A 26,681-nucleotide genomic window follows, 5' to 3' on the forward strand; every position below is an offset into this window, starting at 1 on the left:
AGTTCCTTTAACGAAGAAATCAGGCCAGACGACGGCGGAAAATGCCATAGGCCAGCAGCAGCGAAGCCCCGGCCCAGGCCAGCAGGCACAGCCAGAGCACAGCACCGGGCACCGGCAGTTCGCTGCCCAGCGACAGCACGCCCATGGCGCCGCCGCCCTCAAAACCGGACAGGTTGATCAGCCGGTAGATGTCGGTGGGGTTGAGCAGCAGCAACCAGGGCAGCAACTCGGGGCTGAACTTGCCCTCGCTGAGCACCAGTAGCGCCAGCAGCACCAGATCGAATACCAGCACGAACAGGAACCAGACCCCCAGCGCCAGCCCGGCAGCACTGGATTTCTCGCTGACCTTGCCGCTGAGCACGTAGGCCATCGCCAGAAACACCCAGCCCAGCAGCGTGGAGGAAATCATGAAGCGGCCGAAGGCCCAGAGCAGCAGGCCCAGCTCGATGTCCTCGACCAGCACGGCGATGGCTAGCGCGGCGCCGCCAAAGCCGATCAGCACCGCCAGGGCAAGAATCAGCCCGTGACCGACGAACTTACCGAGCAGAATCTCGCCGCGCCCCAAAGGATAGGTCAGCAGCAGCATCAATGTGCCGCCTTCATCCTCACCAACGATGGCGTCATAGGCCAGCAGCAGCGCGATCAGCGGCATCAGGAAGGTGGCGAGGCTCGCCAGGCTGGCGATGGTCGCCGGAATCGAGGTGAAGCCCACCTGCCCCGAAGCCGCCGCGCCCAGCCAGGCGATGCCTACGGCCAGTACCGCGAACAGCAGGCTGATGGCCAGCAACCAGCGGTTGCGCAGGCCATCGCTGAGTTCCTTGCGAGCGATATTCCAGACCTGGTTCATAGCCTGCCCTCCGCGGCCTGCACATCGCTGGCGCGCTCCATGTAATAGCGGTACAGATCCTCCAGCGACGGCTGGTGGATCTCGACGTCATCCGGCTCGCTTTCGCCCAGCAGTTCACGCAGCAGCGGCAGCTTGTGGCCGTTGATGGCGACCACCTCAACCCCATCCTCGCCATGGCGCCGCGCCGAATGGCCTGCGGTGTTCCAGCGCTCCAGCCATGCCTCGCTCTGGCTGACGCCACTGGCGCGGATACGTACCGGCAAGCCGGCTTCGCTACGCAATTGCTTGAGGCTACCAACGGCCTGCAGCCGGCCCTTGGCAAGGATTGCCGCGCGGTTGATATGCGCCTCGACACCGGGCAGCACGTGGGAGCAAAGAATCACGCTGGTGCCGCTCTGGCGCAGGCGGTCGACCAGCAGATACAGCTCTTGGGTGGCGATGGGGTCGAGGCCGACTGTCGGCTCATCGAGCAGCAACAGGCGCGGCTCGCCGAGTACCGCCTGGGCCAACCCGAGGCGCTGACGCATCCCCTTGGAATACGTCTTCACCCGACGATCGGCGGCGTGGGTGAGGCCGACCTGTTCGAGCAGATCGTCGACCTGATTCAGCGGTGTGCTCTTCAGGCGGGCGAAGTGGCGCAGGGTTTCGCGCCCGGTCAGCTGCGGATAGAAGGTGACGTTCTCCGGCAGATAGCCCAGCTGGCGGCGGACATCGCTGGTCCGTGGGTCGCGACCGAGTACCCGGACCTGCCCCTCACTGGCCTGCAACAGGCCGAGGATTAGCTTCATGCTGGTGGTCTTGCCGGCACCGTTATGACCAAACAGGCCCAGCACCTCGCCTTCACCGAGGTTCAGGTTCAAATCGTGCAACACGGTCATATTGCCGTAGCGCTGGCTCACACCCATGATTTCAACGGCATTCATGAAAGAGGTTCCTGGTCTGGCTTCAACGGTTCGCGGGTAGGCGGCTTCATCAACGGATGACTGTCTTGCACACCCGGCGACTTGATCACCGGAAAGGCGCGCTGCACCCAGCGCAGCACTTCGATGCTGGGGCTGTTCATCAGCAGCCGCACCTGCGGGTACATCCACAGCAGGCGGTCGACGTTGTCGTTGGGCTCGTAGGCGATATCGCCCAAACCGTCGTCGTCGCGGTCCCAGCCCAGATAATCGCTCCAGTAGTTGCCGCGCCCGTCCACCGACCATTCCTGGGTCCGCACGGCCACGTACTTGACCTGCTGCTGGTTGCCGACAAAGGCATTGCCGACGATGCGGTTGTTCTCCGAACCTGCAGTCAGGTGAATACCCAGATCGCTGCGCTGGAAGTGGTTGCCTTCGATGGTGTTGAACAGCGAGTTATAGATGAACAGCGCCTTGCCCTCGCCGCCGCTGATCATGCTGTCGCCACCGGTATCGCCGCGCTCGACGTCGCTGACGACGTTGTCCTTGATGGTCGAGTAGGTGATGTAGTTCATCAGGATGCCGTAGTTCTGGTCCTGCTCGGAGCGGTTGCCGATCACGGTCAGCTTGCGGCTCTGCATCAGCGCGTAGCCGGTGCGGGTGCGGCGGGTGACGTTGGCGATCACCTGGTTCTCGTGGGAGAACATGTAGTGCACGCCGTAGCGCAGGTCCTCGAACAGGTTGCGCTCGATGCGGTTGCCATTGGAGTTGTCGATGTAGATACCGTCGCGGGTGTTCCAGACATGATTGCCGACGACGCGGGAACCGCGAACGGAGAACAAATGGATACCGTTGCCACGGTCTTGGGAGCGCAAGTCCAGGTCGCCCTCGATCCGGTTGCCTTCGATCAGCAGATTCTGGCTGCGATCAGCCCAGATACCGAACCCCGGCCCCTGCAGGCGGTTGTTACGGATCACAGCATCGGTGGCGCTGGGCTCGATGAAGATCGCCGCGTTCATGTCGGTCAGATCGCGCCCCCAATCGCGCAGCTCACAGCCCTCGATGGTCACGTCTGGCGCGCGGATGGTCAGGGCATTGGCCTGGCCCTGCGCCTCGATCACCGCGCCGGGCGCACAGTGCAACGCCAGCGGCTGATCGATGAAAAATTGCCCGCTGTATTCGCCTGCGGGCAGCGTCCAGCGGTTTTCCCCCAGCGTTTGCAAGGGCAGCGAGGTGATGGGTTGCGGTTCCGCCAGCGCGGCCCCGGCAAAAAACATGTGGGCGACAAGCGCCACTGAAAACCCTAAGCGAATAGCCTGAAATCCGAGCACACCAATTACCTTCTTCAGCGTCCAGGCGGGTGATGCGACTGGCGACCCCATCAGGGTTCGCCAGCTTTGAAGCGACCGTGAAGGCGGGCTCGGCGCGAAGCTGCTTCGCGCGGCGCCAGCCCCACGTTCAGGCCCTGCCTCAGGCCGGCTCAACCAGCATACGGCCGACCATCTCCATGTGCAGCGCGTGGCAGAACCAGCTGCAGTAGTACCAGTGCAGACCGGGTTTATCGGCTGTGAAGGTGATGGACGAGGTCTGCTGAGGGCTGATCTCCATGCTTGCGCCGTGGTTGGTCATGACGAAACCGTGGGACACGTCCTCGATCTGGTCGATGTTGGTAATGATCACCGTGACTTCGTTGCCCTGCTTCACCGTGAACTCGGTGATGCCGTACGCCGGCGCCATCGAGGTCATGTAGACGCGCACCTTGTTGCCGTCACGGATGACCTTGTTTTCCGTGTCCAGATTGACGCCGTCCTTCTTGGCCATTTCCACCGTCGGGGCGAACATCGGGTCGTTGCGGTCCCAGATCTTCTTGGTACGAATCTGGTCGCGGCGCACCAGGATGCAGTCGTGCGGTTCGGCATAGGTTGGGCCGTCGTGCACCAGCTTCATTTCATCGCCGGAAATGTCGATCAGCTGATCGTTTTCCGGGTGCAGCGGCCCGACCGGCAGGAAACGGTCCTTGGAGAACTTCGAAAGCGCAATCAGCCACTTGCCGTCCGCTTCGCTGGTTTCGGTCAGCGAGGCATGGATGTGCCCCGGCTGGTAGTGAACGTCCAGCTTCTGCTTGATGTAGTTGACCTTCTCGCCCTTGTAGGCGCGCACGGCCTCTTCGATGTTCCATTTGACCACTTGGCTGTCGATGAACAGCGTGGTGTAGCCGTTGCCGCGACCGTCGAAGGTGGTGTGCAGCGGACCGAGACCCAGCTCGGGTTCGCCCACGACCACATCGCGGGGATCGGCCAGCTTGCCGTCGAACAGCTCGGGCAGCTTGTCAATGGCGATGATGGTGGCGGTCGGCGACAGCTTGCCGTTGGCGATGAAGTATTTACCGTCCGGCGAGGTGTTCAGGCCGTGGGGGTTTTTCGGTACCGGGATGTAGCGAGTCAGCTTGGACCCGTCGCGACCATTGACCACCGGCACCTTGGAGTCGCCGAGGGTGATGAAGTCACCGGCCTTGATTGCCGCCTCGATGGCAGGAATGTCGAACACCACGACCCAGTCACGCTCGTTGCGCATCATGCCGCCCAGGTCGAACGCCTTTTCCGAGTTGTAGCAGGTGGAAGCGGCGAAACGCCCGGTGTAATCAGCATCGGTGTTATCCAGGTTGCCATCGACGATGACCTGGAAAGCCATTTCCATCTTCTCGGCATCGATGACGTTGAACATGGTGTAGGCATTTTCGCCGCTGATATCGAATGTGCTGCCGTCGTTGGGATGCGGGATCACAAACTCGGCGTTGGCGAACACGTACTTGGTGTGCGGCACTTTCTGCAGGCGCAGCCCGTGAATCGCCTGGACGTTCGGCACGGTGAGGATCTTGTCGCACTTCATGACATCGAGGCGGATACGCGCCACGCGGCTGTTGGCCTTGTCATTGATGAACAGGTATTTACCGTCGTACTTGCCGTCGGTCATGGAGATGTGCGGGTGGTGGCAGTCACCGTTGAGGTACTTGGCGCTATCTCCCAGGATGTGCTTGCTTTCGTTGGTCAGGCCCCAGCCGGTGGCCGAATCGACGTTGAATACCGGAATACGCATCAGCTCGCGCATCGACGGCACGCCCATCACGCGCACCTCGCCCTGGTGGCCGCCGCTCCAGAAGCCGTAGTACTCATCCAGCTCGCCCGGCCCCACGTGGATCTTCGACCGTGCGTCCTTCGCCGCAGCCGCGAAAGATTCGCGCGTCATCACTGCGCCGCCGAACGCCGTGGCGGCAACCGCCGCGCCGGTCACGGCTGTCGCACCCAGGAAGCCGCGGCGGCTCAGACCGCTTTTTTCCAGCACCTCGGTGTTGCCTTTTGCCTTGTCGCTCATGGTCTGCTCCTTTCTGGATGTAATTCCAACAGTCAAGTGAAGGGTTGTTGTGTCTGGTTCAGGGTTCCACGACTTGCACGGGGATCAGCTGCGGCCCGGCCGGCGCTTTCTTGTCGCGCTTGGAGCGCTTGTTCTTGGCGATCAGCGGCGGACACTTGTCGTCATTGAAGTAGGTCATCTGGCAATCCAGGCAGTAGTGGCATTCGTTGTGATTGATATGCCCATCTGGATGGATCGCCTGCACTTCGCATTCGTTGGCGCAGAGCTGGCACGGGTTGCCGCACTCCTTGCGCCGCTTGAGCCAGTCGAACAGACGGAAGCGCCCGGTGATCGCCAGCCCCGCGCCCAGCGGGCAGACGTAACGGCAGAAGACCTTGCGGGTGAAAATGTTGATCACCAGCAGGAACACGGCGTAGGCGACGAACCACCACTGGCGGTCGAACTTCAGTGTGATTGCAGTCTTGAATGGCTCCACCTCGGCGGCCTTCTCGGCCATCGTCATGGATTCCAGCGAGATGCCGAACAGCACCAGTAGCACGATGTATTTGATCGCCCAGAGCCGCTCGTGAACGGTGAAGGGCACGTCGTACTGCGGAATCTTCAGCTTGCGCGCGGCCTCGTTGATCAACTCCTGCAGCGCGCCGAAGGGGCACAGCCAGCCGCAGAACACGCCGCGCCCCCAAAGCAGCAAACTTGCGGCGGTGAACGTCCAGAGAATGAAGATCACCGGGTCGGTCAGGAACAGCTCCCAGCGGAAGTCCTGCACCAGCGCGTGGACGAAGGTCAGCACATTGACCACCGACAGCTGCCCCAGGGCATACCAGCCGATGAACACCACGGTGAAGATCAGATAGCCATGGCGCAGCATGCGCAGGAAGTGCGGGTAACGAGCGAAGGTGTCCTGCATGAACAGGATGACCGTCAGCAGCGCCAGCGCGACCAGGATCACGCCGATCTGGAAACTCTTCTGGTACCAGATGTTGACCCACATCGGCCGGTTGGCTTCCTCGATGGCGGCCAGCTCCTCGGCAGTCGGCTGCGGGCGCTCGATGTAGGCTTCGGGAATCTGATAGGGCAGCTCGAAACTGGTGAAGATGCCATCCACCGGGCCGGTCTGGCGGCGCACCAGCAGCTCCAGCGTCCACGGTGTGCCCGGATCGAAGCCGGTATTTTCGCGGAGGATGAAGATCGCCATTTCCTTGAAGTCCGGAATGCCTTCAGCGAACACGTCGTTGAGCCGCTGATAGTCCATATCACGGAAGCTGAGGATGTTGCCGAACTGGCGCACCTGCACCCGATCGAAAATGCCGCCGCGCACGTAACCCGAGCCCTTGAACGAGTATTCGCCGCTGCCGAGCACGGCGATGGCGTGTTCGCCCGGCTTGAGATCTTCCATCAGAAAGCGGTACTGATTGTCGCCCAGCAGGTTGCGGCCGATGGTCGGCGGGTTCAGGTGGGCGGCGTAGAGGTCGATGAAGGTATCGTCGACTTCCTCGGCGGGCGCCTCGTCGATGCCTTCGGCCTTGGTGCCTTTGAACGCCTGATTGATATCGCCATTGGTCAGATGCAACCGACGAATCGCGCCGTTGCCGGTCAGCTCCGCCCAGGTGGCGGGCTGGTAAACGTCTTCGCGGACGATGGCCGGCTTCTGCCGGGCGTCGAGGTTGCTCTTGACCAGACCGAGAGACGCCGCCACTTCATGGGCGGAGCGCATGACGATTTCGTTGACCACCATCACGGTCACGGTGGCGCCCGTCACGGCATCGACGGTCACTGCGCTCTTGTCGCTGGAGCGTCCCACCACCACACGCTGATCGGCCTTGATGCCGGCATATTTCGCGGTGAAGTCATGCAGTTTCTGCTCGGGAATGCCAATCAGCAGGATGGGTTCGTGATGCTCCAGCACATAGGCGTCGACGATGGCGCCTTCGCGGTCGAGCAGCACCTGCATGTTCAGCGGCTTGCCGGAATACGCCGGCATGTCGGTGACGTGGATGCTCTGGAAGGCGTAACCGTAGACAGTGCCGACGCCGTCGGTGAGCGTACGGACCTGATAGTCGCCTTCGGGCTCGGAAATCTGGGTTACCTTCGGGAAAAACAGCTCGATGCGCTGTTGCTCGGCTTCATACTCTTTGGCTTGCAGCGTGAAGCTGCAGACCATGAGGAACACTGCGATCAGCAGGTACCCCCCCCAATTGCCGGCGATAACGGACGTACTGCGTTGGGGCTTCATGAGCACTGTTCCACTTCCAGCAAGGAATGTAGGAAGCATGGTAGTGACGCAGCCCAGGCCTACCCTTGACCGCGATCAACCTTACCGCTGACGACTGATTTCATTGAGCCATGTCAACGAAGCGTCCAGTGCCCTCTGTTGCCCCTCGAACCTCAGCGATCTTGACCCGCATCCATGCCGTGCAGGCTCCGGCGGAGGCCTCGCGCTAGACGAGGCTGCGTTCCCCTAAACGGACCCGTTCAAGCTCGGCCAGGCGGCGTGAGATAGGCGGCGGTGGCGCCTCGGGTGGCTTCGCTGGCCTTGATCTCCATCTTCGCGATGCTGCGCAAGTGCACCTGATCCGGGCCGTCGGCGAAGCGCAGCGCGCGGCCACCGGTCCACATGTCCGCCAGCGGGGTATCCGGGGTCAGGCCCATGGCGCCGTAAACCTGGATGGCGCGATCGACGACGCGGGTGTGCATGCGCGGCACCAGCGCCTTGATCATGGAGATTTCCTTGCGTGCGGCCTTGGCGCCCACTTCGTCGATCATCCAGGCGGTCTTCAGCACCAGCAGCCGCGCCTGTTCGATCTCGATGCGCGACTCGGCGATCCAGTCGGCAACATTGGAATACTGCTGCAGATATTTGCCGAAGGCCTTGCGCTCCTGAGCGCGCTCGACCATTAGCTCCAGCGCCAGCTCGGCCATGCCGATCGATCGCATGCAGTGGTGGATGCGACCCGGCCCGAGGCGCGCCTGGGCCATCATGAAGCCGTCGCCCTCTTTGCCCAGCAGGTTGCGCGCCGGCACCCGAACGTTCCTTAACAGCAGCTCGCTGTGGCCCTCGGGGGCGATGTGATTCATCACCGGAATGTTGCGCACCAGCTCGACGCCGGGCGTGTCGAACGGCACGAGAATCATGCTCTGCTGGTGATGCGTTTGCGCATCGGGATCGGTCTTGCCCATCACGATCAACAGCTTGCAGTTGGGATGCGAGGCGTTGGTGATGAACCACTTGCGGCCGTTGATGACGTAGTCGTCGCCATCGCGGCGGATCAGCGTCTGGATGTTGGTGGCATCCGACGACGGCACGTCCGGCTCGGTCATGGCGAAGGCCGAACGAATCTCGCCTTCGAGCAAAGGCTTGAGCCATCGCTCACGCTGCTCAGGACTGGCGAACAGGTGCAGCAGCTCCATGTTGCCGGTGTCCGGCGCGTTGCAATTGAACACTTCCGCGGCCCACTGCACGCGCCCCATGATTTCCGCCAGCGGCGCGTATTCGAGGTTGCTCAGGCCCATGCCCGGCTCGTCCTCGCGCAGCGACGGCAGGAACAGGTTCCACAGTCCCTCGGAACGGGCTAGCGCCTTGAGATCCTCCATGAACGAAACCGGATATTGTCCCGCCGCGACCTCCTCGTGCCAGGCACCTATGCGCGGCACGATGTACTGGTCCATGAAGGCGCGCAGCTGCTGGCGCAGCGCCTCCGCACGCGGGCTGTAGGCGAAGTTCATAGGGTACCTCTGCTGGTCGTCGATGCACTCAACCTTAGCCCCGTCAGCCGTGAAGGCAACGAAGGTGCAACCGCTGAATCTGGCGCAATCAGCGGCACGCGAAGCCTCTGCGCCGTTGATCAACGTCATCCTTCGTCCACTAAGAACCTGCTAAGGCCTGCCTCGACATCGGCGTCCGCAGTAAGCGACGGAAGCGCCTTCGGCGATTCCATCCTACAAGCCGCGATCTGTAGGGTGGGCTTCAGCCCACCGTAACCATGAAGACGTAACCCAATGACTCCCTACCAATGCAGATAAAACATCGCCTTAGCCAGCAGCACGATGCCGATCATCTGCAGGAAGATCGCCCATTGGATGCGCCGATAACGCGCTGGCGTCATGCATCCGCTGCGCAACAGCATGGCGACCATGCCGAAGGTGAAGAACACACCGATCGCCAGCAGGATTTTCAACGAGAGCAAGGTTGCGAAACTGCTCGCAAAAGGATTAGCCAGTGCATGACGGTGATGCCAGGCCAGACCGATGCCGGCGCCATAGACGAACAGCACGACCCAGTGCAGCACCACTCTCAGGCGCGCACCGACGGCCTTATCAACGCTCTGCATCAGATTCGGCTCGATCTGCTGGCGAACCTGATGAAGCACCAGCACCTCAACGAATAGCGCGCCGATGAAGAAAATGGCCGCTAGCAGGTGAATCACATGCAACAGGGAATAGGTCATCGCGGCTCCTTCGGTTCCTGCCTGCCAGTTTAGGATCTGTCTCCGCTTCGCTGTAGTCGCTTACGGCATCGAAGATGGCGGCCCGTACTCAGCGATTCAGCGCCGTCAGCTTGGCGCCATCACGCTCGACTTGCTGCCCGACAACGAAGCCGTTCGCCGAGCTCCGCACCTGGGACTGGCTGCCATCTTCGGCCTCGATTATGTAGAGCGTCTGATCGAGACCGGCCGCCTGTTGCGCCCCTTGACCGACGAAATAACCCAGCCCGCCGCCAATCAATGCGCCGATCGGTCCGGCTGCCGCGCCCAGCATGAAACCACTGAGCCCTCCAAACCCACCGCCCACAACTCGATCCTGGCGAGCCTCCACGACCTCATCGGCACCCGCCAGCGTACTGGTCAGCAACATTGCACCGGCAACCAAAGCGACTAGATTCTTCATGTGCTACTCCTTATACGCGTGATGTTTCCTTACTCTTAGACACGAAGCGTGCCGCTTTTTAATCTTTATGAATCAATAGGATGCGATATAACTGGTTATATTTACCTTGCCTTTAAGGGTATTTATTACCTGTATATAAGTATTTTTAACCCTAATCCGATTTAGTTCCGAAACCTTAGGAGGCAGGCGATGATTCTTTGCAAACGCGCCTATGAGGCCTGCGAAACCCGCGATGGATACCGCGTTTTGGTCGACCGCCTCTGGCCACGAAACCTGCGCAAGGAAGACCTGGCGCTGGACAACTGGCTGCGGGAACTGGCGCCCTCGGCGGCGCTGCGCCAAGCGTTCAAGCATGATGGGTTGGGCTTCGATGCCTTTCATGAGCGTTATCGCCAAGAGCTGGCCGCCCACCCAGAGCACTGGTGGCCGTTGCTGAACATCGCCATGAAGGGCCCGCTGACGCTGCTTTACGCCGCTCGCGACGAGCAGCAGAACAATGCGCGGGTGTTGGCAGAATGGCTGGAGGAAGAGTTGGAGCGCCGCGGTGCGCCGAGCTCGCCGACGTGCTATGCCGGCGAGCGGATGTCGTGAGGTCCGTCGCGACGGCGACGGACGGAACAGCTTAGTGTTTGCGATTCACCGTCAGCGCCGCACGGATGACGTCGGCGCCAATCTCCGCTTCATAGGACTGCCACACCGGCATCATCTTCTCGCGCCAGGCCTGGCGCTGCTCGGGCGTGAGGGTAATCAGCTTGCTGCTGCCGCTCGCGAGGATCCGATCACGGTCGCGCTGGTTGAGCGCCGCCGCTTCGCGATTCACCGCCTGGGTCACTTCGAGGATGATGCCTTCGAGCTCTGAGCGCACCGCGAATGGCATGCTCATCCAGAACTTAGAACTGGTCACCAGCATGTAATTGAGCACACCGTGATTGCTCTCGGTGATGAACGGCTGAACCTTGTGCATGTTCTGGCTGGCGATGTTGGACCAGGGGTTTTCCGCGCCCTGCACCACACCGCTTTGCAGCGACTTGTATACGTCGGCGAAGGGCAGTACTACCGGCTTGGCCCCAACCGCGTTGAACTGCGCTTCCAGCACCGCCGATGGCTGTATGCGGAAGGCGAGCCCGCTGGCATCTTCGGGCAGGCGCAGGGCCTGGGTGGAGGAAAACTGCTTCAAGCCGTTGTTCCAGTACGCCAGGCCATAGATGCCGGAGCCGGCCATCGAGCGCAACAATTCACGGCTCATCTCGCGCTGCTGGAACCGCTGAACCGCCGCCTGATCGTCGAACAGGAACGGCAAATCGAATACCTGCAGCTTCTTCGTGTACTGGCCGAATTTGGACAGCGAAGGCGCAAGGATCTGGACTTCGTTGTTCAGCAGCGCCTGCATTTCGTCGGCATCGCCGACCAGCGTCGAGTTCGGATACACCTCGACCTTCACCTTGCCGGCCAGGCGCTCGTGGGCCAGCTTCTGGAACAGCAACGCCCCCTTGCCCTTGGGCGTGTCATCGGCCACCACGTGAGCGAACTTGATGACGAAGGGTTCCCCTTCAGCCGCTGTAGCCGGGGCACTCAACCAATACAGGGCTACGACCAGCGCAGCGACACAAGACTTGAACATTTGTCCCCCAAATAGGAAAAGCTCGACCTCGGCGCCTCGTAAGCACCGTTCGAGTGGTTTTATCGATCGTGATCGGACCCAACACGCGCGGTCGGTCCATTTCAACGTGAATGGCCCGCTCATCACGGCAACGGAGCGCCGGCGGCTGGCCTTTATTGGAATGGATCGTGAAACACCGATGCTAGAGCGGTATTTCACGAAAGGTGGGAGTTTTCGGCATAGGCGCACATGACACAAGCGCAGGAAGTCCAACCAGCTCTCAAAACGGCATATTGCATTTATCGGACTGACCGAACTTTCACACCGCCAAGCACTTCTACTGGCCAACAGAAAGCCAACGGCCAATGCCATGAACCAACGCTCGCCGAACCCGCAACCCACGATTGTCGACTGCCTGATCATTGGTGGCGGCCCGGGTGGACTGACCGCAGCGCTTTACCTGGCGCGCTTCCGGCGCAGCTGCCTGGTGGTCGATGCCGGTTCCAGCCGCGCCTCATGGATCCCGCGATCGCACAACTACCCGGGCTTTCCACCGGGCATCAACGGCAATGATCTGCTGGTAAGGCTGCGCGAGCAGGCCAGCGGTTACGGCGCCAGGCTCGAACACGGCCGGGTCGAGCACATCGAGCCGCATGCGGAGGGTTTCAGCGTGCGCTATGGCGATCAAAGTTGCGTGGCCCGGCGCATCATTCTTGCCACTGGCATCGAGGACACGCTGCCGGATATGCCCAACGTCGAGCAGGCCATCGCCGAAGGCAAAGTGCGGCTATGCGCCATCTGCGACGGCTACGAGGTAAAGGGGGACAACGTCGCGGTCTATGGTGAAGCAGAGTGCGCCATCGGCCACGCGGTGTTCCTGCGCACCTTCAGCGATCGCGTCACCGTCGTGGTGCATGGCGAGCAGGATGCCTGCGATCAGGCCATCGCCCTGGCCGAGCATTACGACATCCGCCTGATCAGCGATCGCGTCGAGGCCCTGCGCCCTTGCGAGACCGGCATCGAGCTGATCACCTGCAACGGTGACGTCCACCATTTCGACATCATCTACCCCAGCCTTGGCGCGCGTTTTCGTTCTGATCTCGCCCTGCAATTGGGCGTGGATTGCGACGAGTGCGGCGGCGTGCGGGTCGACGATCATCTGCAAACCTCGATGCGCGGACTCTATGCCATCGGCGATGTGACCATGGGCCTGAAACAGATGAGCGTTGCCATCGGCCAGGCCGCCCAGGCAGCCACCGCGGTGCACAACAGCCTGGAAGCCAAACCCTGGGGCGGACCGAGCCGATAACGGCGCCGCGCCGGCGATGCCTTCAGCTCGGCAAGCAGGCATACTTCGGGCCTCGACCGAGGCCCGAACAGCATGCGCATCCACGTTACATTCATCGACCGCATCGGCATCACCCAAGAGGTGCTCGCCCTGCTAGTGGCGCGTAACCTGAACCTTGATGCCGTGGAGATGGTGCCGCCCAACGTCTATATAGACGCGCCGGCGATCGATGCGCACGTGCTCGACGAGCTGCGCCAGGCGCTGCGCGGCGTACGGGGCGTGCAGGACATCCAGGTGGTTGGCATGCTGCCCGGTCAGCAGCGCCGCCTGCAGCTCGACGCGCTGCTGCACGCCATGCCGGACCCGCTAATGGCGGTCGATGGCGACGGCAAGATCCTCATGGCCAACCCGGCGCTGATCAGCCTGGTCGGGCTCGACCCCGAAGGCCAATTCGTCGGCGAGCTGTTCGAAGCCCCAGAGCTGCAGGCCGCGATGCTCGAGCAGGGCTTTCGTCTGCCGATGCGCGAAATCATCTTCAATGGCCAATCCCTGCTGATCGACGTGATGCCGATCGCCGAAACACTCATGGCAGACGGCACTCAGCCGGCGGCCGGCGCCCTGCTCACACTCTACGCACCCAGCCGTCTCGGGGAACGCCTGGCCGCGCTGCACCCGCACCATGCGGAAAGCTTCGATGCGCTGCTCGGCGACTCGCCAGCGATCCGCACAATCAAGGCCCGCGGCAAGCGCGTCGCGGCACTCGATGCGCCCTTGCTGATCCAGGGCGAAACCGGTACCGGCAAGGAATTGATCGCCCGCGCCTGCCACGCCGCCAGCCCACGCAGCAACGCGCCCTTTCTCACGCTCAGCTGCGCGGCCGTGGCGGAGAACCAGGCCGACGGCGAACTGTTCGGCTATGCGCCAGGCGCCGCGAACGCGGCTCAGCGCAGCGGCAAGCCCGGCCTATTGGAGCTGGCCAATGGCGGCACGGTTTTTCTCGACGAGATCGCCGAGATGTCGCCTTACCTGCAGGCCAAGCTGATGCACTTTCTCAGCGAGGGCAGCTTCCGGCGTATCGGCGGTGAACGCGAGATTCGCGTCGACGTGCGCATCCTCAGCGCCACTCACCGCGACCTGGAACAGCTGGTTGGTGAGGAAACGTTCCGCGAGGATCTCTTCTACCGGCTCAACGTCCTCAACCTGAACGTCCCACCGTTGCGCGAGCGCGGCGAAGACATCCTGTTGCTGGCCCGGCACTTCCTGCTGCAGGCCTGCACTCAGATCCAGCGCCCGCCATGCAGGCTTGCGCCCTCGACTTACCCGGTGTTGCTCGGCAACCCCTGGCCCGGCAACGTGCGACAGTTGCAGAACATCATTTTCCGCGCCGCGGCGATGTCCGACAGCGGCATGATCGGCCTCGACGACCTGGATATCGCCCGCACCAAGCTGGCCTGCCAGGACGATGAAATCTCCAGCCTCAGCGAAGCCATGGACGCCTTCGAACGCTCGATCCTGGAAAAGCTCTACACGAGCTATCCCTCTACCCGGCTGCTGGCGGCGCGGCTGAAAAGCTCGCACAGCGCCATCGCCATGCGCCTGCGCAAGTACGGTATCGGCGGCTAGGATTTGCAAGCACACCACTCTCCGTAGGGTGCGCTCCGCGCACCGCAAAGTAGTGCGCTCGCTTGCCCCTAGATCCTTCCCTCAGTCCCGATCGGTGCGCGGAGCGCACTCTACAAGCGCTGGCCTTTCGAGCCCAGACATCAAGCTGAGCTGCCGTTAACGTAACCTTTGGGAACAGCGCTTTCGCTCGGCCTGTGCACATTCGCCTCAGCGATCATCACCCACCTGTATTTCTATCGATACGCCGTACCTAAACCAATACAGGCGGCTTTCTCAACCAATCTCGCGCTACGCGATACAGCTGTATCGAATGTAATACAAAGAGCATCAACGCCCAGTTTCTACTTATTTTTAACTTACTGATTTACAAAGAATTCCATAAAACCTGGCATCCGGCTTGCGTCGTTGTCACACACGGAGTCCGAATGACCTGGTAGTTTCGCTAAAGAACATAGCTCAGGCCAGTCAGAAATCCGGACAAGTGCCTCGCCGCACCCCGACACGCCGTAAACCACAAGAACAAACGGAGTCGACATGCAATTCCTCAATGATCTGGTCAATAAAATCAACGCGCTGGTATGGGGTCCGCCGACTCTGGTGCTGGTCTTAGGCACCGGGCTGTTCCTCATGATCAGCCTCAAGTTCATGCCTTGGCGCACCATTCCACGCGGCTTTCGGCTGATGTGGCAGGGGCGCAAGAACGAGCCCGGCGCCGAGGGTGAAATCAGCCCGTTCCAGGCGCTGATGACCTGCCTGGCGGCCACCGTCGGTACCGGCAACATCGCTGGCGTGGCGACCGCCATCTTCCTCGGCGGGCCGGGTGCGCTGTTCTGGATGTGGTGCACCGCGCTGGTGGGCATGGCGACCAAGTACTGCGAGGTTGTACTGGCCGTGCATTACCGCGAGAAGGACGACCGCGGCGAGCACGTTGGCGGCCCGATGTATGCGATCAAGAACGGCCTGGGCAAGAAGTGGCTGTGGCTCGGCGGCGCCTTCGCCATCTTCGGCGGCCTGGCCGGTTTCGGCATTGGCAACATGGTGCAGGTCAACAGCATGGCCCATGCCATGGAGACGACCTTCGGCGTACCGATGTGGATCACTGGCGTGGTCTCGATGGCCATCGTCGGCATGGTGATCCTCGGCGGCATCAAGCGCATCGGCAAGGTCGCCGCGTCGCTGGTGCCGTTCATGTGCGTGGCCTACATCATCGCCGCGCTGGTGGTGTTGGCGGTCAACTTCGAAGCCATTCCTGGCGCGTTCGCGCTGATCTTCGAATCCGCCTTCAACCCGGTCGCAGCAACCGGCGGCTTTGCCGGCGCGGCGGTGATTGCGGCGATTCGTTTCGGCGTGGCACGCGGCATCTTTTCCAACGAAGCAGGCCTCGGCACTGCCGGCATCGCCCAGGCCGCAGGCACCAGCAAATGCCCGGTTCGCTCCGGCCTGATCGGCATGTTGGGCACGTTCATCGACACCATCATCATCTGCTCGATGACCGGCCTGGCGATCATCTGCTCCGGCGTCTGGACCAGCGGCGAGAGCGGCGCGGCATTGTCGGCGGCCGCCTTCGAATCGGCGATGCCCGGTTTCGGCGGCGCCATCCTGACCATTGCGTTGGTGGTCTTTGCCTTCACCACCATTCTCGGCTGGAGCTACTTCGGCGAAAAATGCTGGGAGTTCCTGGTGGGCACCAAGGCCGTCTGGCCTTTCCGGGTGGTCTGGGTGCTGGCGGTTCCCTTCGGCGCGGTGGCGCAGCTGGACTTCGCCTGGCTGGTCGCTGACACCCTCAACGGCCTGATGGCGATTCCCAACCTGATCTCCTTGCTGCTGCTGAGCCCGGTGGTGGTCAAGCTGACCAACGCCTACTTCGCCGAACGCAAAACCCAGGAAGCGCTCGCCAGCGTTCCCCAGTGAATCAGCGTCTAAGCTGATAACAGCCCCAGGTACCTTTTGGTCCCTGGGGCTGTCGTTCTTCTAGCCGAGCATTCTTCATGTCCCTGAGTACCTTTGATCTGTTCAAGATCGGCATCGGTCCCTCCAGCTCACACACCGTCGGCCCCATGAGCGCGGCGGCACGGTTCGCCGCGGGCCTGAAGCAGGACGGCCTGCTGGATGCGACCGAGCGCGTGCGGGTCGAGCTGTATGGCTCGCTCGGCGCAACCGGCAAAGGCCACGGCAGCGACAAAGCAGTGATCCTAGGCCTCGAAGGCGAGCAGCCGGAACAGGTCGACACCACCCGCATCCCGGAACGTCTGGCGGCGATTCGCAAAAACGGCGCCCTGCGGCTGCTGGGTGAAAAGCCAATCCGCTTCGTCGAGAAGGACCATTTGGCGATGATTCGCAAGCCGTTGGATTTTCACCCCAACGGCATGGTGTTTCGCGCCTTCGACGCCGCCGGCCTGCAGATCCGCAGCCGCGAGTATTACTCGGTGGGCGGCGGTTTCGTGGTCGACGAAGAGGCGGCCGGCACCGACCGCATCGTCGAAGACCGCACGCCTCTGCCCTACCCCTTCCGCACCGCCCGTGAGTTGCTGGCACTGTGCGACCAACACGGCCTGTCGATCAGCCAACTGATGCTGGCCAACGAAGCAGCCTGGCGCCCGGAAGCGGAAACCCGCGCACGGCTGCTGCAGATATGGCAGATCATGCAGGACTGCGTGAGCGCCGGCTGCCGCACCGAAGGCATCCTGCCCGGCGGGCTCAAGGTCGAGCGCCGCGCCGCCCGGTTGTATCGCCAGCTCAGCGAAAACCCAGAAGCCAACCTGCGCGACAGCCTCAACGTGCTCGACTGGGTCGATCTGTACGCCCTGGCCGTCAACGAGGAAAACGCTGCCGGCGGCCGGGTGGTGACCGCACCGACCAATGGCGCCGCCGGAATCATCCCGGCGCTGCTGCACTATTACGTGCGCTTCGTGCCCGGCGCCGACGAAGACGGCGTGGTGCGTTTTCTGCTCACGGCGGCGGCCATCGGCATTCTCTACAAGGAGAACGCCTCGATCTCAGGTGCCGAAGTGGGTTGCCAGGGTGAAGTGGGCGTCGCCTGCTCAATGGGCGCCGGCGCGCTGTGCGAAGTGCTCGGCGGCACGCCGCAGCAGGTGGAAAACGCCGCTGAAATAGGCATGGAACACAACCTCGGCCTGACTTGCGACCCGGTCGGCGGACTGGTGCAAGTGCCCTGCATCGAGCGCAATGCCATGGGCTCGGTGAAGGCCATCAACGCCGCCCGCATGGCCCTGCGCGGCGACGGCAGCCACTTCATCTCACTGGACAAGGTCATCCGCACCATGCGCCAGACCGGCGCCGACATGAAGAGCAAGTACAAGGAAACCGCGCGCGGCGGGCTGGCCGTCAACATCATCGAATGTTGAAGCGATAGAAGCGCTTGGGGCATTCCAGCCTACGGAAAGCGATTCGCCGACCCGCCATGTCCCGTCAACGGAGGCTGGATTAGCCGAAGGCGTAATCCGAGGTTCCGAAGGCGTAATCCATAGATTGCAATAAGTGACTTTCCCCCCTGCCGGCTGCCCGCAGAAGAAATCGCCGTGGCGAAGCTTTATCATCCTGCGGTTCGTGGCGAAAAGGGACATATTTCGCCGCACCACTGTCCTTAACACAGGCGCCCCTGCCGTCAATGGATCGTCACACAGAGGAACCGATGAGTAACCCCAATGAACCATCGACCCCGAAGAACCTGAGCGTGGCTCGCAGCACCCTGGATTTTCCCGTGGTCGGTATCGGTGCCTCAGCTGGTGGCCTCAAGGCTCTCATGAGCCTGTTCGAACAGATGCCCAGCGACAGTGGTATGGCGTTCGTGGTGATCATGCATCTCTCGCCGACGCATGAAAGCAACGCCGACAGCATCCTGCAAAACAAGACACGCATGCCGGTGATTCAGGTGACGCAGCCGGTGCCCATCGAGCGCAACCGGATCTATGTGATCCCGCCGGCCCTCGACCTGTCGATGAATGACGGCTATCTGCGGCTGACCAAGCCCACTCGCGAACGCGGCGTGCAGGTCGCCATCGACCTGTTCTTTCGAGCGCTGGCCGATGTCCATCACACCCACGCTATCGGCATCGTATTGTCCGGCACCGGCGCGGATGGTTCGGTCGGTCTGTCCCGCATCAAGGAACAGGGCGGCGTGACCATGGCGCAGTCTCCCGACGATGCCGAATACGACTCCATGCCGCGCAGCGCCATTGAAACCGGTATGGTCGATATCGTGCTGCCGGTGCTGGAGATGCCCCAGCGGCTGATGGAATTGAGCCGCAACATGCAGACGATGGTGCCGCCGATCGAGTCCCCGGCTGCAGCCGAACAAGCCTCAACGCACACGCCGACCCAAGCAAGCGAAGCGGCCCTGCGCGACATCCTTGGCCTGCTGCGCAGCCGCACTGGCCATGATTTCCGCCACTACAAGCAAGCCACCGTGTTGCGGCGGATCGAGCGACGCCTGCAGGTCAATGCCGTCCACGACATGGCCGGTTATGCCCAACTGCTGAACGACCGGCCAGAGGAAACCCCAGCGCTGCTGGCCGACATGCTGATCGGCGTCACCAACTTCTTTCGCGACCAGGAAGCCTTCGAAGCGCTGGAGCGTGACATCATCCCGCAGCTGTTCGAGGAAAAGGCCTTGCTCGGCGAAAGCGACGCGCTGCGTATCTGGTCCGCTGCCTGCTCCACCGGCGAGGAGGCCTACTCGTTGGGCATGCTGTTTACCGAGTACGTCGAACGCAACGGCCTGCGCGCCGATGTGCAGGTCTTCGCCACCGACATCGACGACCAGGCGCTGGAAATCGCCCGCGCCAGCGTCTACCCCGAAGCGATCGTCACGGACGTGCCACCAAACCGGCTGCAGCAGTACTTCACCAAGGAACAGAACCGTTATCGCCTGCGCAAGGAGCTGCGCGAGCGGATCCTGTTCGCTCGCCACAACATCCTGCGCGACCCGCCCTTCTCGCGGCTGGATCTGATTTCGTGCCGCAACCTGCTGATCTACCTTGACCGGGACATCCAGAGCGAAGTGCTGCGCATGTTCCACTTCGCCCTCAACCCTGGCGGTTATCTGTTTCTCGGTAACTCCGAGACGGCGGACATCTGCTCGCATCTGTTCGCCCCCGTGGACAAGAAAAACCGTATTTACCGCGCCCGGGATATCGGCAACCAGCGACGCGTGCCGATGCCCTCGTTACAGAACTTTTCCACCGCCTCGCCCACTCGCGATTCCGGCGCGGCGATGGCCCGTCGCAGCAAATTCTCCTTCGCCTACGCTCATCAGCGCGCACTGGAGCAATACGCGCCGCCCAGCGTGATCGTCAATCATGAGTCGGAAATCGTCCACATGTCCGACCGTGCTGGCCGCTTCTTGCGCTACGTCAGCAGTGAACCCTCGCTCAACCTGGCGACCCTGGTGCAGCCCGAACTGCGGCTGGCACTGCGTAGCGCGCTGTATCAGGCCGTGCAAACCGGCAAGTGCATCGAGGCCAGGCGCATCAGCCTGGAGCGCGAGGGTCGCCACTTTTTTATCGATATGACGGTACGCCCGTTCCGCGACGACGAAGCTGGCGCCGACTACCTGCTGGTGCTCTTCGATGAAATCGAAGATCCCTCCGATAAGCGCGCCGCGACATCCCAAGGGGACGCCAACGACAGCGAGCTGACGCAGCTTCAAGTCGAGCTGCAACAGACCAAGGAGCAGCTGCAGCTGACCATCGAGCACTCGGAGACCTCCAACGAGGAGCTGCGCGCATCCAACGAAGAACTGCAGGCCATCAACGAAGAGCTGCGCTCGGCCAGTGAGGACCTGGAAACCAGCAAGGAGGAGTTGCAGTCGATCAATGAAGAGCTGATCACAGTCAACGCCGAGCTCAAGAGCAAGGTCGACGAAACCAGCAAGATCAACGACGACCTGCAGAATCTGATCTCGTCCACCGATATCGCCACGCTGTTCGTCGACCGCCACATGCGCATCAAGTGGTTCACCCCACGCGCCCAGGACATCTTCAACGTGATCGGCAGCGATGCCGGCCGCTCGCTGCTGGACATCACTCACCGTCTCGATTACCCAACGCTGTACAGCGACGCCTCCGAGGCCTTCGGCGAGCTACAGCTGGTCGAGCGCGAGGTCAGGAGCCACGAAGACAAGTGGTACATGGCGCGCTTTCTGCCCTACCGCACCACCGACGATCGCATCCAGGGCGCGGTGCTGACCTTCATCGACATCACCGCCCGACGCAACGCCGAAGAGCGCGTGCGAGCCGGCGAGGCTCATATGAAACTGCTATCGCAGAGCATGAGTGGCTACGCCATCATCACGACGGACCTGCAGGGCAAGATGACTGCATGGAACCGTGGCGCCGAATCCATCTTCGGCTACGGCGAACAGGAAGTGATCGGCCAGTGCATCGACCTCATCTATACCGCAGCGGACCGCGAGGTGGGCATACCTGAGACCGAGCGCAAGCGCGCGCTGGAGCAAGGTCAGGCCACCGACGAGCGCTGGCATCTGCGCAAGGACGGGTCGCAATTCTTCTGCAGCGGGCTGGTCAACCCACTGGTCGACAGCGCGGGCAACATGATGGGTTTCGCCAAGATCGGCCGCGATCTCACCGAACAGCAGCGGATCAATAGCCTGCGTGCCAGCGAACTGGAAAGCATCCAGGCGGCAAGCCTGCAGAAGGATGAGTTCTTCGCCGTGCTTTCCCACGAGCTGAAGCATCCGCTCAATCTTATCCAGCTCAACACCGATCTAATTGCCCGTTCGCAGGTCGTCAAGAACGCTAGCAGCCTGTCCAAAGCCACGCAGTCCATACAAAGCGCGGTGCGCAGCCAGTCGCGGATCATCGACGACCTGATGGACGTCTCGCGCATTCGCACCGGCAAGCTCAAGCTGAACTTCATCACGCTGCACTATCAGGATTTGCTTCGAGGCATCGAATCGGTATTCCTGCCGCTGGTGGAGGGTGAGAGGGTGGCCTTCGACACCTTCAAATCCGAGGAACCGCTGTACATCCATGCCGACCCGACGCGCCTCGAGCAGATCATCTGGAATCTGCTGAACAACGCCTGGAAGTTCACCAAGGGTGGCGACCGCATTTGCCTGGAACTCCATCGCGAAGGCGATCAGGCGCGTCTGGATGTGATCGACACCGGCGTGGGAATCGCCGAAGAGTTCCTTCCCAAGGTGTTCGACATGTTCGGCCAGGCCGATATGCAGCACGCGCAGCGCTCCAAGCATGGCCTGGGAATCGGGCTGGCGCTGGTCAAGCAACTGGTCGAAGCCCACAACGGGCGTATCGAAGCCCACTCGGAAGGCATTGGCCGTGGCGCTCGTTTCAGCGTCTGGCTACCGGTGCATCTACAGACCGAAATGGCACTCGGCGAACTGACCGGCGCCGGAGAGGCGGGCGGGCTGGCGAGCATCAGGATTCTGCTGGTCGATGACTCGCCCGACATTCTCGACACCATGCGCGAACTGCTGGAAAGCGAAGGCGCGAACGTCACCACCGCAGACGGTGGTGACCAGGGCATTGAACTGGCCGAGGCCACGCGCTTCGACATCATCATCTCCGACATCGGCATGCCGGGCATCGACGGCCACAAGATGATGAACGAGATACGCCACGGCGACACCAACGCCACCACCCCAAGCATCGCCCTGACCGGTTACGGCACCCTGCGCGACGTGGAAAAGGCCAAGGCTGCAGGCTTTACCCAGCACCTGCGTAAGCCGATCGACCTACAGGCGTTGATCGATGCGGTGACTCAGGCGGTGCATTGAGGCCCGCCTCGGTACTGCCCATAGGTTCAGCGCCCTAGTCGTCCGACGACCAGCAGCCGTCGCATCGCTTCCATTCTACAAAGCGACGCATGATCGCGCCGAATCAAGCAACCTACCTTGCTAGCCAAATGCCATGGAATGTGCGAGCTAAGGCTTTCCATCCCACTTGTGGGCTGCTCGTTACATCTTTTTAGTTGCGAGGAGAAAAAGCGTCGAATGACATTGCAATACAACTAGTCATATGATGTCTTACATCTCGCAGTTCCTTCTACAACAATAATTCGGAGATCAACTCATGGCCCGCTCGGACGCCATTGATAAAGTCGTTCCCGCCCACTCGTCCTCGCGACTGGGAAAAATCGTCAAATTGCTCGGCCCCGGTATCATCGCCGTGCTCTCCTGGCTGGGCGCCGGGGATCTGATCACCTCGTCTGTTGCCGGCGCCAACTATGGCTACGCGATGATGTGGGTGCTGGCCGGTTCGCTACTGCTGCGCTTTCTGATCGTCAACATGATTGCGCGCTTCCAGCTCTGCAATAACCAAGGCATGACCATCCTTGGTGGCTATGCCCAGCTTCACCCGGCATTCGCCTGGTTCATGTTCGTCTACGCGCTGTTCATGGGACATCTGATGAACGCCTACATGATCAAAGGCGCCGGCGAAGCTCTCTCTACGCTGCTGCACATCGACCGTCCGCTGCTCTGCTCGGTCGCCGTGGTAATCGGCGTCTGGCTAGTGGTCGGGCGCAGCATTTACGCACTGATTGAGGGCGTGATGAAGGTGCTGCTAGCAATCATGACGCTGGCCTTCCTGTCGCTGGCCATCATGGCCGGGCCGGACGTCGGCGGCATCATCTCCGGCACCTTCGGCTTCAGCATCCCGAGCGATCAGGGCGTGCATGGCGCCTTGCTGGTGGCCGTCTCGGTGATCGGCGCGGTCGCCGGCTCGATCGCCAACTTCGTGCACCCCTACGTCATGAAGGAAAAGGGCTGGACCGGGCCGCAGCACAAGCGCATGCAGCGCAACGACCTGCTGTTCGCGGTGTTCATCGGCATCCTGATCAACCTGGCGATCTGGGTGGTCGGCGCGGAAATCCTGCGGCCCAACGGGCTGAAGGTCGAAACGCTCGACGACCTGGGCGCAGCGCTGGAAATGTTCTTCGGCCCGGCCGGCTGGTATGTGTTCTTCATCGGCGTGCTTGCCACCCTGTTCGCTAGCGTGGTGGGCAAGACGACCGCCTTCCCGATGCTGATCGTCGACGCCCTGCACTACTCGGCACCGTCCCGCCGTGCGCGCTATGGCGAGAAGTTCCAGAGCGATCCGCTGCACAAGTGGTTCATGCTCTTTGTGCTGGTCACGCCGCTGGTCTGGTCACTGCCAGGCATGCCCGACTTCGTGACGCTGACCATCGGTGTGAACGCGCTGAATATCGTGGGCCTACCGATCATCTCGATAGGCCTGCTGATCATGTCCAACCAGAAGAAGCTGCTCGGCGAATATCGCAACAACCTGTTCGAGAATATCGCTCTAGGTCTGGCGACAATCCTCGCGGTGTGGGTCGCCATCCAGCTCGGAACCGATTTGCTGGCGTGACTGCGATCGCGGCGCGGGTGGCTCTGACGGCCCCCGCGCTCACCGCATCGTATGCACTACCCCCCACCGCCGCGCGTGCTGCCGATGCCGTATTCACGCAATTTGTTGGCCACGGTGGTATGCGACACGCCCAATCGCTTACCTAGTAGGCGACTGCTTGGGTGGCGTTGGTAAAGCTCTTCCAGCACGGTTTTCTCGAAGCGGCCAAGGATGCTGGAAAGATCGCCGTCCAGGGAAAACTCACCCAGCGGCTGCGGCGCGCCGTAATCAGGCAGGCGGATGTGCTCCGGCTTGATCACCCCGCCCTCGCAGAGTGAAACCGCCTGAAACAGCGTGTTCTCCAGCTGTCGCACATTCCCCGGCCAGTGATAGCCAGCCAGCCGCTCCAACGCTTGCGGCGACAGGCTCGGCAGCGCGCAGCCGATCTGCCGGCTGGCCTGATCGAGAAAGTGCAGCGCCAGCGGTTCGAGCCCGTCGAGGCATTCGCGCAGTGGCGGGATGTGCAGCGACAGCACGTTGAGCCGGTGATACAGGTCCTGGCGAAACTCACCCTTGGCGCAGAGCTCGGACAAATCCAGCTGCGTCGCGCAGACCACCCGCACATCCAGATATACCTCCTCGTCGCTGCCCACCCGGCGGAAACAACCGTCCTGCAGAAAGCGCACCAGTTTGGCCTGTAGCCGCGTACTCATCTCACCGACGCCATCAAGGAACAGCGTGCCGCCGGAGGTCAGCTCCAGCAGGCCCAGCTTGCCTTCCGGGCGCGCACCTTCGAAGGCGCCGGGGCCGTAGCCGAACAGCTCGGTTTCGGCCATGGACTCCGGCAAACCGGCGCAGTTGAGCGCCATGAACGGCGATTGCCCGCGCGGGCTGGATAGATGGCAGGCGCGCGCCAGCAGCTCCTTGCCGGTGCCGGTCTCGCCCTCGATCAGCAACGGTGCATCCAGCGGCGCCATGCGCCGCGCCTCACGAACCACCGCAGCCATCACTTTCGAGCTTTGGAAGATACTGTCGAAGCCGCGCAATTCTTGTTTGCGCACGTTATAGATACGCTCACCCACGCGGTCGGCGCGGTGCAGCGTCAGTACCGCACCGGCCAGGGCTTCGCTGTCGTCGTGCTCCGATTGCAGCGGCGCGATGTCGGCGAGGAACACGTCGCCCTTGATGGTCACCCGCAAGCCGTTGATGCGCGCTTTGTTCGCCCGCACCAACTCCGGCAGGTCGAAGTCCTCGGCGTAGCGCGACAGGCTCATGCCCGGCACCTCATCGACGCGCACGCCCAGCAACTGGGCAGCCGCGCGGTTCGCCGCGACGATGGCGCCGGCCATGTCGATCGACAGTACCGGAAACTCCAGTGCGCCGAGCAGCGCATTGAGCTCCAGCGAATGCCGCTCGCTTGGCATCAGGCCGACCTTGCGCACCTCGAACACGCCCTGCAGCGCCTCGATCTTCGGGCGCAACGCCTGCAGCTGAAGGTTCATCAGATTGGGGCAATGCAGGTAGACCGCATTGCCATGCTCACCGCCCACCTCGCCGCGTGCGACGTTGATGCCGTAGTCGACCAGCAATTCGAGCATGTCTCGGAGGATACCGATGCGGTTCTGGCAAAGAATCCTGATTCGCATGTGAACCTGTCCCTTTTCGTTTCGGCCGCAACTTTCTGCTGCTCGCTCTTGTTTGTCGTCAAGATTATTTGACAGTTCTGCTGTTCGACAAGGCGATAGAGTAGTTAATGCGACGATTCGTAAGCGTTTCTTTACGAATCACCCGAACCATCCCATCAAGAGCATCTACCAAAGCACTTCCATACGCTGCGCTGCCGCTATCAGATGAAGGGCATCCAAAACAAAAAAGACTCAGGCGGCCACCCCGCTCAGGAGGTCAGATGAAAACCACGAAGTACGTTGCCCGAGAACCAGACGCGCACGGCCATATTCATTACCCCGACGCCGAACACGCCGTCTGGCAGACCCTGATCGAACGCCAGCTGAAGCTCCTCGACGGGCGCGCCTGTCAGGAATACCTGGACGGCATCGAGCAGCTTGCGCTGCCCCACGACCGAATTCCGCAGCTGGACGAGATAAACCGCGTCTTACAGGCGACCACCGGCTGGCAGGTGGCGCGCGTGCCGGCGCTGATTCCTTTTCAGACCTTTTTCGAACTGCTGGCCAGCAAGCGCTTCCCCGTCGCGACCTTCATCCGCACGCCGGAAGAACTCGACTACCTGCAGGAGCCCGACATCTTTCATGAGATCTTCGGCCACTGCCCGCTGCTGACCAACCCCTGGTTTGCCGAATTCACCCACACCTATGGCCAGCTCGGCCTCAAGGCCAACAAGGAAGAGCGTGTCTACCTAGCGCGGCTGTACTGGATGACCATCGAGTTCGGCCTGGTTGAAACGCCAGCCGGCCAGCGCATCTACGGTGGGGGCATCCTGTCCTCGCCGAAGGAGACGCTCTACTGCCTCTCCGACGAACCCGAGCATCAGGTGTTCAACGTGGTCGAAGCCATGCGCACGCCCTATCGCATCGACATCCTGCAACCTGTGTATTTCGTCCTGCCGGAGCTGAGAAGGCTGTTCGACGTCGCCCATGAAGACATCATGGGCCATGTGCGCACCGCCATGCAGCTGGGCCTACACCAGCCGAAATTTCCGCCGAAAGCGGCATGACGTGAACCGCACGGCGTAATCGTAGGGTGGGCTTTAGCCCACCAATGCCACATCTGGGCTAAAAAACGGTGGGCTGAAGCCCACGCTACGCGTCCACCTACAAGCCCAGACCATTAACAACGAACA

At 61.8% G+C, this 26,681-nt stretch carries 18 protein-coding genes; 8 read left to right on the forward strand and 10 right to left on the reverse strand.

Annotated features, from left to right (window positions below):
- Nucleotides 1-19: 19 nt before the first annotated feature.
- The 8 genes from GYM54_RS09670 to GYM54_RS09705 form a co-directional block, all read right to left on the reverse strand.
- On the reverse strand, nt 20-847 hold the full coding sequence (locus GYM54_RS09670; protein ID WP_197445840.1) for an ABC transporter permease: 828 nt from the start codon (nt 845-847) through the stop codon (nt 20-22).
- Nucleotides 844-1,770: an ABC transporter ATP-binding protein gene (locus GYM54_RS09675; protein WP_197445841.1), complete on the reverse strand. Its 927-nt coding sequence runs from the start codon at nt 1,768-1,770 to the stop codon at nt 844-846. Before GYM54_RS09675 ends, GYM54_RS09670 begins: the two co-directional genes overlap by 4 nt.
- A complete protein-coding gene (locus tag GYM54_RS09680) occupies nt 1,767-3,023 on the reverse strand; it encodes a nitrous oxide reductase family maturation protein NosD (protein ID WP_197445877.1) in 1,257 nt (418 codons plus the stop codon). Before GYM54_RS09680 ends, GYM54_RS09675 begins: the two co-directional genes overlap by 4 nt.
- A 193-nt stretch (nt 3,024-3,216) precedes the next feature.
- Nucleotides 3,217-5,118: a TAT-dependent nitrous-oxide reductase gene (gene nosZ, locus GYM54_RS09685; protein ID WP_197445842.1), complete on the reverse strand. Its 1,902-nt coding sequence runs from the start codon at nt 5,116-5,118 to the stop codon at nt 3,217-3,219.
- A 58-nt stretch (nt 5,119-5,176) separates the two neighbouring features.
- Nucleotides 5,177-7,279, reverse strand: a complete 2,103-nt coding sequence (gene nosR / locus GYM54_RS09690) for a transcriptional regulator NosR (RefSeq protein WP_374105192.1) — start codon at nt 7,277-7,279, stop codon at nt 5,177-5,179.
- Between the two features lie 311 nt (nt 7,280-7,590).
- Nucleotides 7,591-8,841, reverse strand: coding sequence for an acyl-CoA dehydrogenase family protein (locus GYM54_RS09695; RefSeq protein WP_181105081.1), 1,251 nt, complete (start codon nt 8,839-8,841; stop codon nt 7,591-7,593).
- Nucleotides 8,842-9,122: 281 nt separating this feature from the next.
- Nucleotides 9,123-9,563, reverse strand: coding sequence for a CopD family copper resistance protein (locus tag GYM54_RS09700; protein WP_181105082.1), 441 nt, complete (start codon nt 9,561-9,563; stop codon nt 9,123-9,125).
- 88 nt (nt 9,564-9,651) lie between these two features.
- Nucleotides 9,652-10,002, reverse strand: a complete 351-nt coding sequence (locus GYM54_RS09705; RefSeq protein ID WP_181105084.1) for a hypothetical protein — start codon at nt 10,000-10,002, stop codon at nt 9,652-9,654.
- Nucleotides 10,003-10,191: 189 nt separating this feature from the next.
- On the opposite strand from GYM54_RS09705, the gene GYM54_RS09710 reads away from it, so the two are divergent.
- A complete protein-coding gene (locus GYM54_RS09710) occupies nt 10,192-10,593 on the forward strand; it encodes a DUF488 domain-containing protein (RefSeq protein ID WP_181105086.1) in 402 nt (133 codons plus the stop codon).
- A gap of 31 nt (nt 10,594-10,624) precedes the next feature.
- Here the strand turns inward: GYM54_RS09710 and GYM54_RS09715 are convergent, their stop codons facing one another.
- Nucleotides 10,625-11,623, reverse strand: coding sequence for a TRAP transporter substrate-binding protein (locus GYM54_RS09715; RefSeq protein ID WP_131650880.1), 999 nt, complete (start codon nt 11,621-11,623; stop codon nt 10,625-10,627).
- Between the two features lie 349 nt (nt 11,624-11,972).
- On the opposite strand from GYM54_RS09715, the gene GYM54_RS09720 reads away from it, so the two are divergent.
- The 6 genes from GYM54_RS09720 (at nt 11,973) to GYM54_RS09745 (ending at nt 23,884) form a co-directional block, all read left to right on the forward strand.
- Nucleotides 11,973-12,911, forward strand: a complete 939-nt coding sequence (locus tag GYM54_RS09720) for an NAD(P)/FAD-dependent oxidoreductase (protein ID WP_177493058.1) — start codon at nt 11,973-11,975, stop codon at nt 12,909-12,911.
- 72 nt (nt 12,912-12,983) lie between these two features.
- A complete protein-coding gene (locus GYM54_RS09725; protein ID WP_131650881.1) occupies nt 12,984-14,513 on the forward strand; it encodes a sigma-54-dependent transcriptional regulator in 1,530 nt (509 codons plus the stop codon).
- A 534-nt stretch (nt 14,514-15,047) separates the two neighbouring features.
- On the forward strand, nt 15,048-16,424 hold the full coding sequence (locus tag GYM54_RS09730) for a sodium:alanine symporter family protein (protein WP_197445844.1): 1,377 nt from the start codon (nt 15,048-15,050) through the stop codon (nt 16,422-16,424).
- 77 nt (nt 16,425-16,501) lie between these two features.
- A complete protein-coding gene (locus tag GYM54_RS09735; RefSeq protein WP_197445845.1) occupies nt 16,502-17,878 on the forward strand; it encodes an L-serine ammonia-lyase in 1,377 nt (458 codons plus the stop codon).
- Nucleotides 17,879-18,165: 287 nt separating this feature from the next.
- Nucleotides 18,166-22,290 carry a CheR family methyltransferase gene (locus tag GYM54_RS09740; protein WP_197445846.1) on the forward strand — a complete coding sequence of 1,375 codons (4,125 nt, stop codon included), beginning with the start codon at nt 18,166-18,168 and terminating at the stop codon, nt 22,288-22,290.
- Between the two features lie 295 nt (nt 22,291-22,585).
- A complete protein-coding gene (locus GYM54_RS09745) occupies nt 22,586-23,884 on the forward strand; it encodes an Nramp family divalent metal transporter (RefSeq protein ID WP_197445847.1) in 1,299 nt (432 codons plus the stop codon).
- Nucleotides 23,885-23,940: 56 nt separating this feature from the next.
- Here GYM54_RS09745 and GYM54_RS09750 read toward each other — a convergent pair whose 3' ends face one another.
- Entirely contained in the window at nt 23,941-25,509 is a 1,569-nt protein-coding gene (locus tag GYM54_RS09750) for a sigma-54-dependent transcriptional regulator (RefSeq protein WP_131650886.1), read from the reverse strand.
- Nucleotides 25,510-25,769: 260 nt separating this feature from the next.
- Between GYM54_RS09750 and phhA the strand changes: the two genes are divergently transcribed.
- Nucleotides 25,770-26,555 (forward strand): phenylalanine 4-monooxygenase, encoded by a 786-nt coding sequence (gene phhA / locus GYM54_RS09755; protein ID WP_131650887.1) that lies wholly within the window; start codon nt 25,770-25,772, stop codon nt 26,553-26,555.
- Nucleotides 26,556-26,681 lie beyond the last annotated feature (126 nt).

Origin of the sequence: Pseudomonas sp. MTM4 (genome assembly GCF_019355055.1) — a bacterium.
Classification (GTDB): domain Bacteria; phylum Pseudomonadota; class Gammaproteobacteria; order Pseudomonadales; family Pseudomonadaceae; genus Stutzerimonas.

Excerpts from the sequence above, each read along its gene's own strand:
- GYM54_RS09670 (WP_197445840.1), bottom strand. The coding sequence starts at position 847 with ATGAACCAGGTCTGGAATATCGCTCGCAAGGAACTCAGCGATGGCCTG.
- GYM54_RS09675 (WP_197445841.1), bottom strand. The coding sequence starts at position 1,770 with ATGAATGCCGTTGAAATCATGGGTGTGAGCCAGCGCTACGGCAATATG.
- GYM54_RS09680 (WP_197445877.1), bottom strand. The coding sequence starts at position 3,023 with ATGTTTTTTGCCGGGGCCGCGCTGGCGGAACCGCAACCCATCACCTCG.
- nosZ (WP_197445842.1), bottom strand. The coding sequence starts at position 5,118 with ATGAGCGACAAGGCAAAAGGCAACACCGAGGTGCTGGAAAAAAGCGGT.
- nosR (WP_374105192.1), bottom strand. The coding sequence starts at position 7,279 with ATGGTCTGCAGCTTCACGCTGCAAGCCAAAGAGTATGAAGCCGAGCAA.
- GYM54_RS09695 (WP_181105081.1), bottom strand. The coding sequence starts at position 8,841 with ATGAACTTCGCCTACAGCCCGCGTGCGGAGGCGCTGCGCCAGCAGCTG.
- GYM54_RS09700 (WP_181105082.1), bottom strand. The coding sequence starts at position 9,563 with ATGACCTATTCCCTGTTGCATGTGATTCACCTGCTAGCGGCCATTTTC.
- GYM54_RS09705 (WP_181105084.1), bottom strand. The coding sequence starts at position 10,002 with ATGAAGAATCTAGTCGCTTTGGTTGCCGGTGCAATGTTGCTGACCAGT.
- GYM54_RS09710 (WP_181105086.1), top strand. The coding sequence starts at position 10,192 with ATGATTCTTTGCAAACGCGCCTATGAGGCCTGCGAAACCCGCGATGGA.
- GYM54_RS09715 (WP_131650880.1), bottom strand. The coding sequence starts at position 11,623 with ATGTTCAAGTCTTGTGTCGCTGCGCTGGTCGTAGCCCTGTATTGGTTG.
- GYM54_RS09720 (WP_177493058.1), top strand. The coding sequence starts at position 11,973 with ATGAACCAACGCTCGCCGAACCCGCAACCCACGATTGTCGACTGCCTG.
- GYM54_RS09725 (WP_131650881.1), top strand. The coding sequence starts at position 12,984 with ATGCGCATCCACGTTACATTCATCGACCGCATCGGCATCACCCAAGAG.
- GYM54_RS09730 (WP_197445844.1), top strand. The coding sequence starts at position 15,048 with ATGCAATTCCTCAATGATCTGGTCAATAAAATCAACGCGCTGGTATGG.
- GYM54_RS09735 (WP_197445845.1), top strand. The coding sequence starts at position 16,502 with ATGTCCCTGAGTACCTTTGATCTGTTCAAGATCGGCATCGGTCCCTCC.
- GYM54_RS09740 (WP_197445846.1), top strand. The coding sequence starts at position 18,166 with ATGAGTAACCCCAATGAACCATCGACCCCGAAGAACCTGAGCGTGGCT.
- GYM54_RS09745 (WP_197445847.1), top strand. The coding sequence starts at position 22,586 with ATGGCCCGCTCGGACGCCATTGATAAAGTCGTTCCCGCCCACTCGTCC.
- GYM54_RS09750 (WP_131650886.1), bottom strand. The coding sequence starts at position 25,509 with ATGCGAATCAGGATTCTTTGCCAGAACCGCATCGGTATCCTCCGAGAC.
- phhA (WP_131650887.1), top strand. The coding sequence starts at position 25,770 with ATGAAAACCACGAAGTACGTTGCCCGAGAACCAGACGCGCACGGCCAT.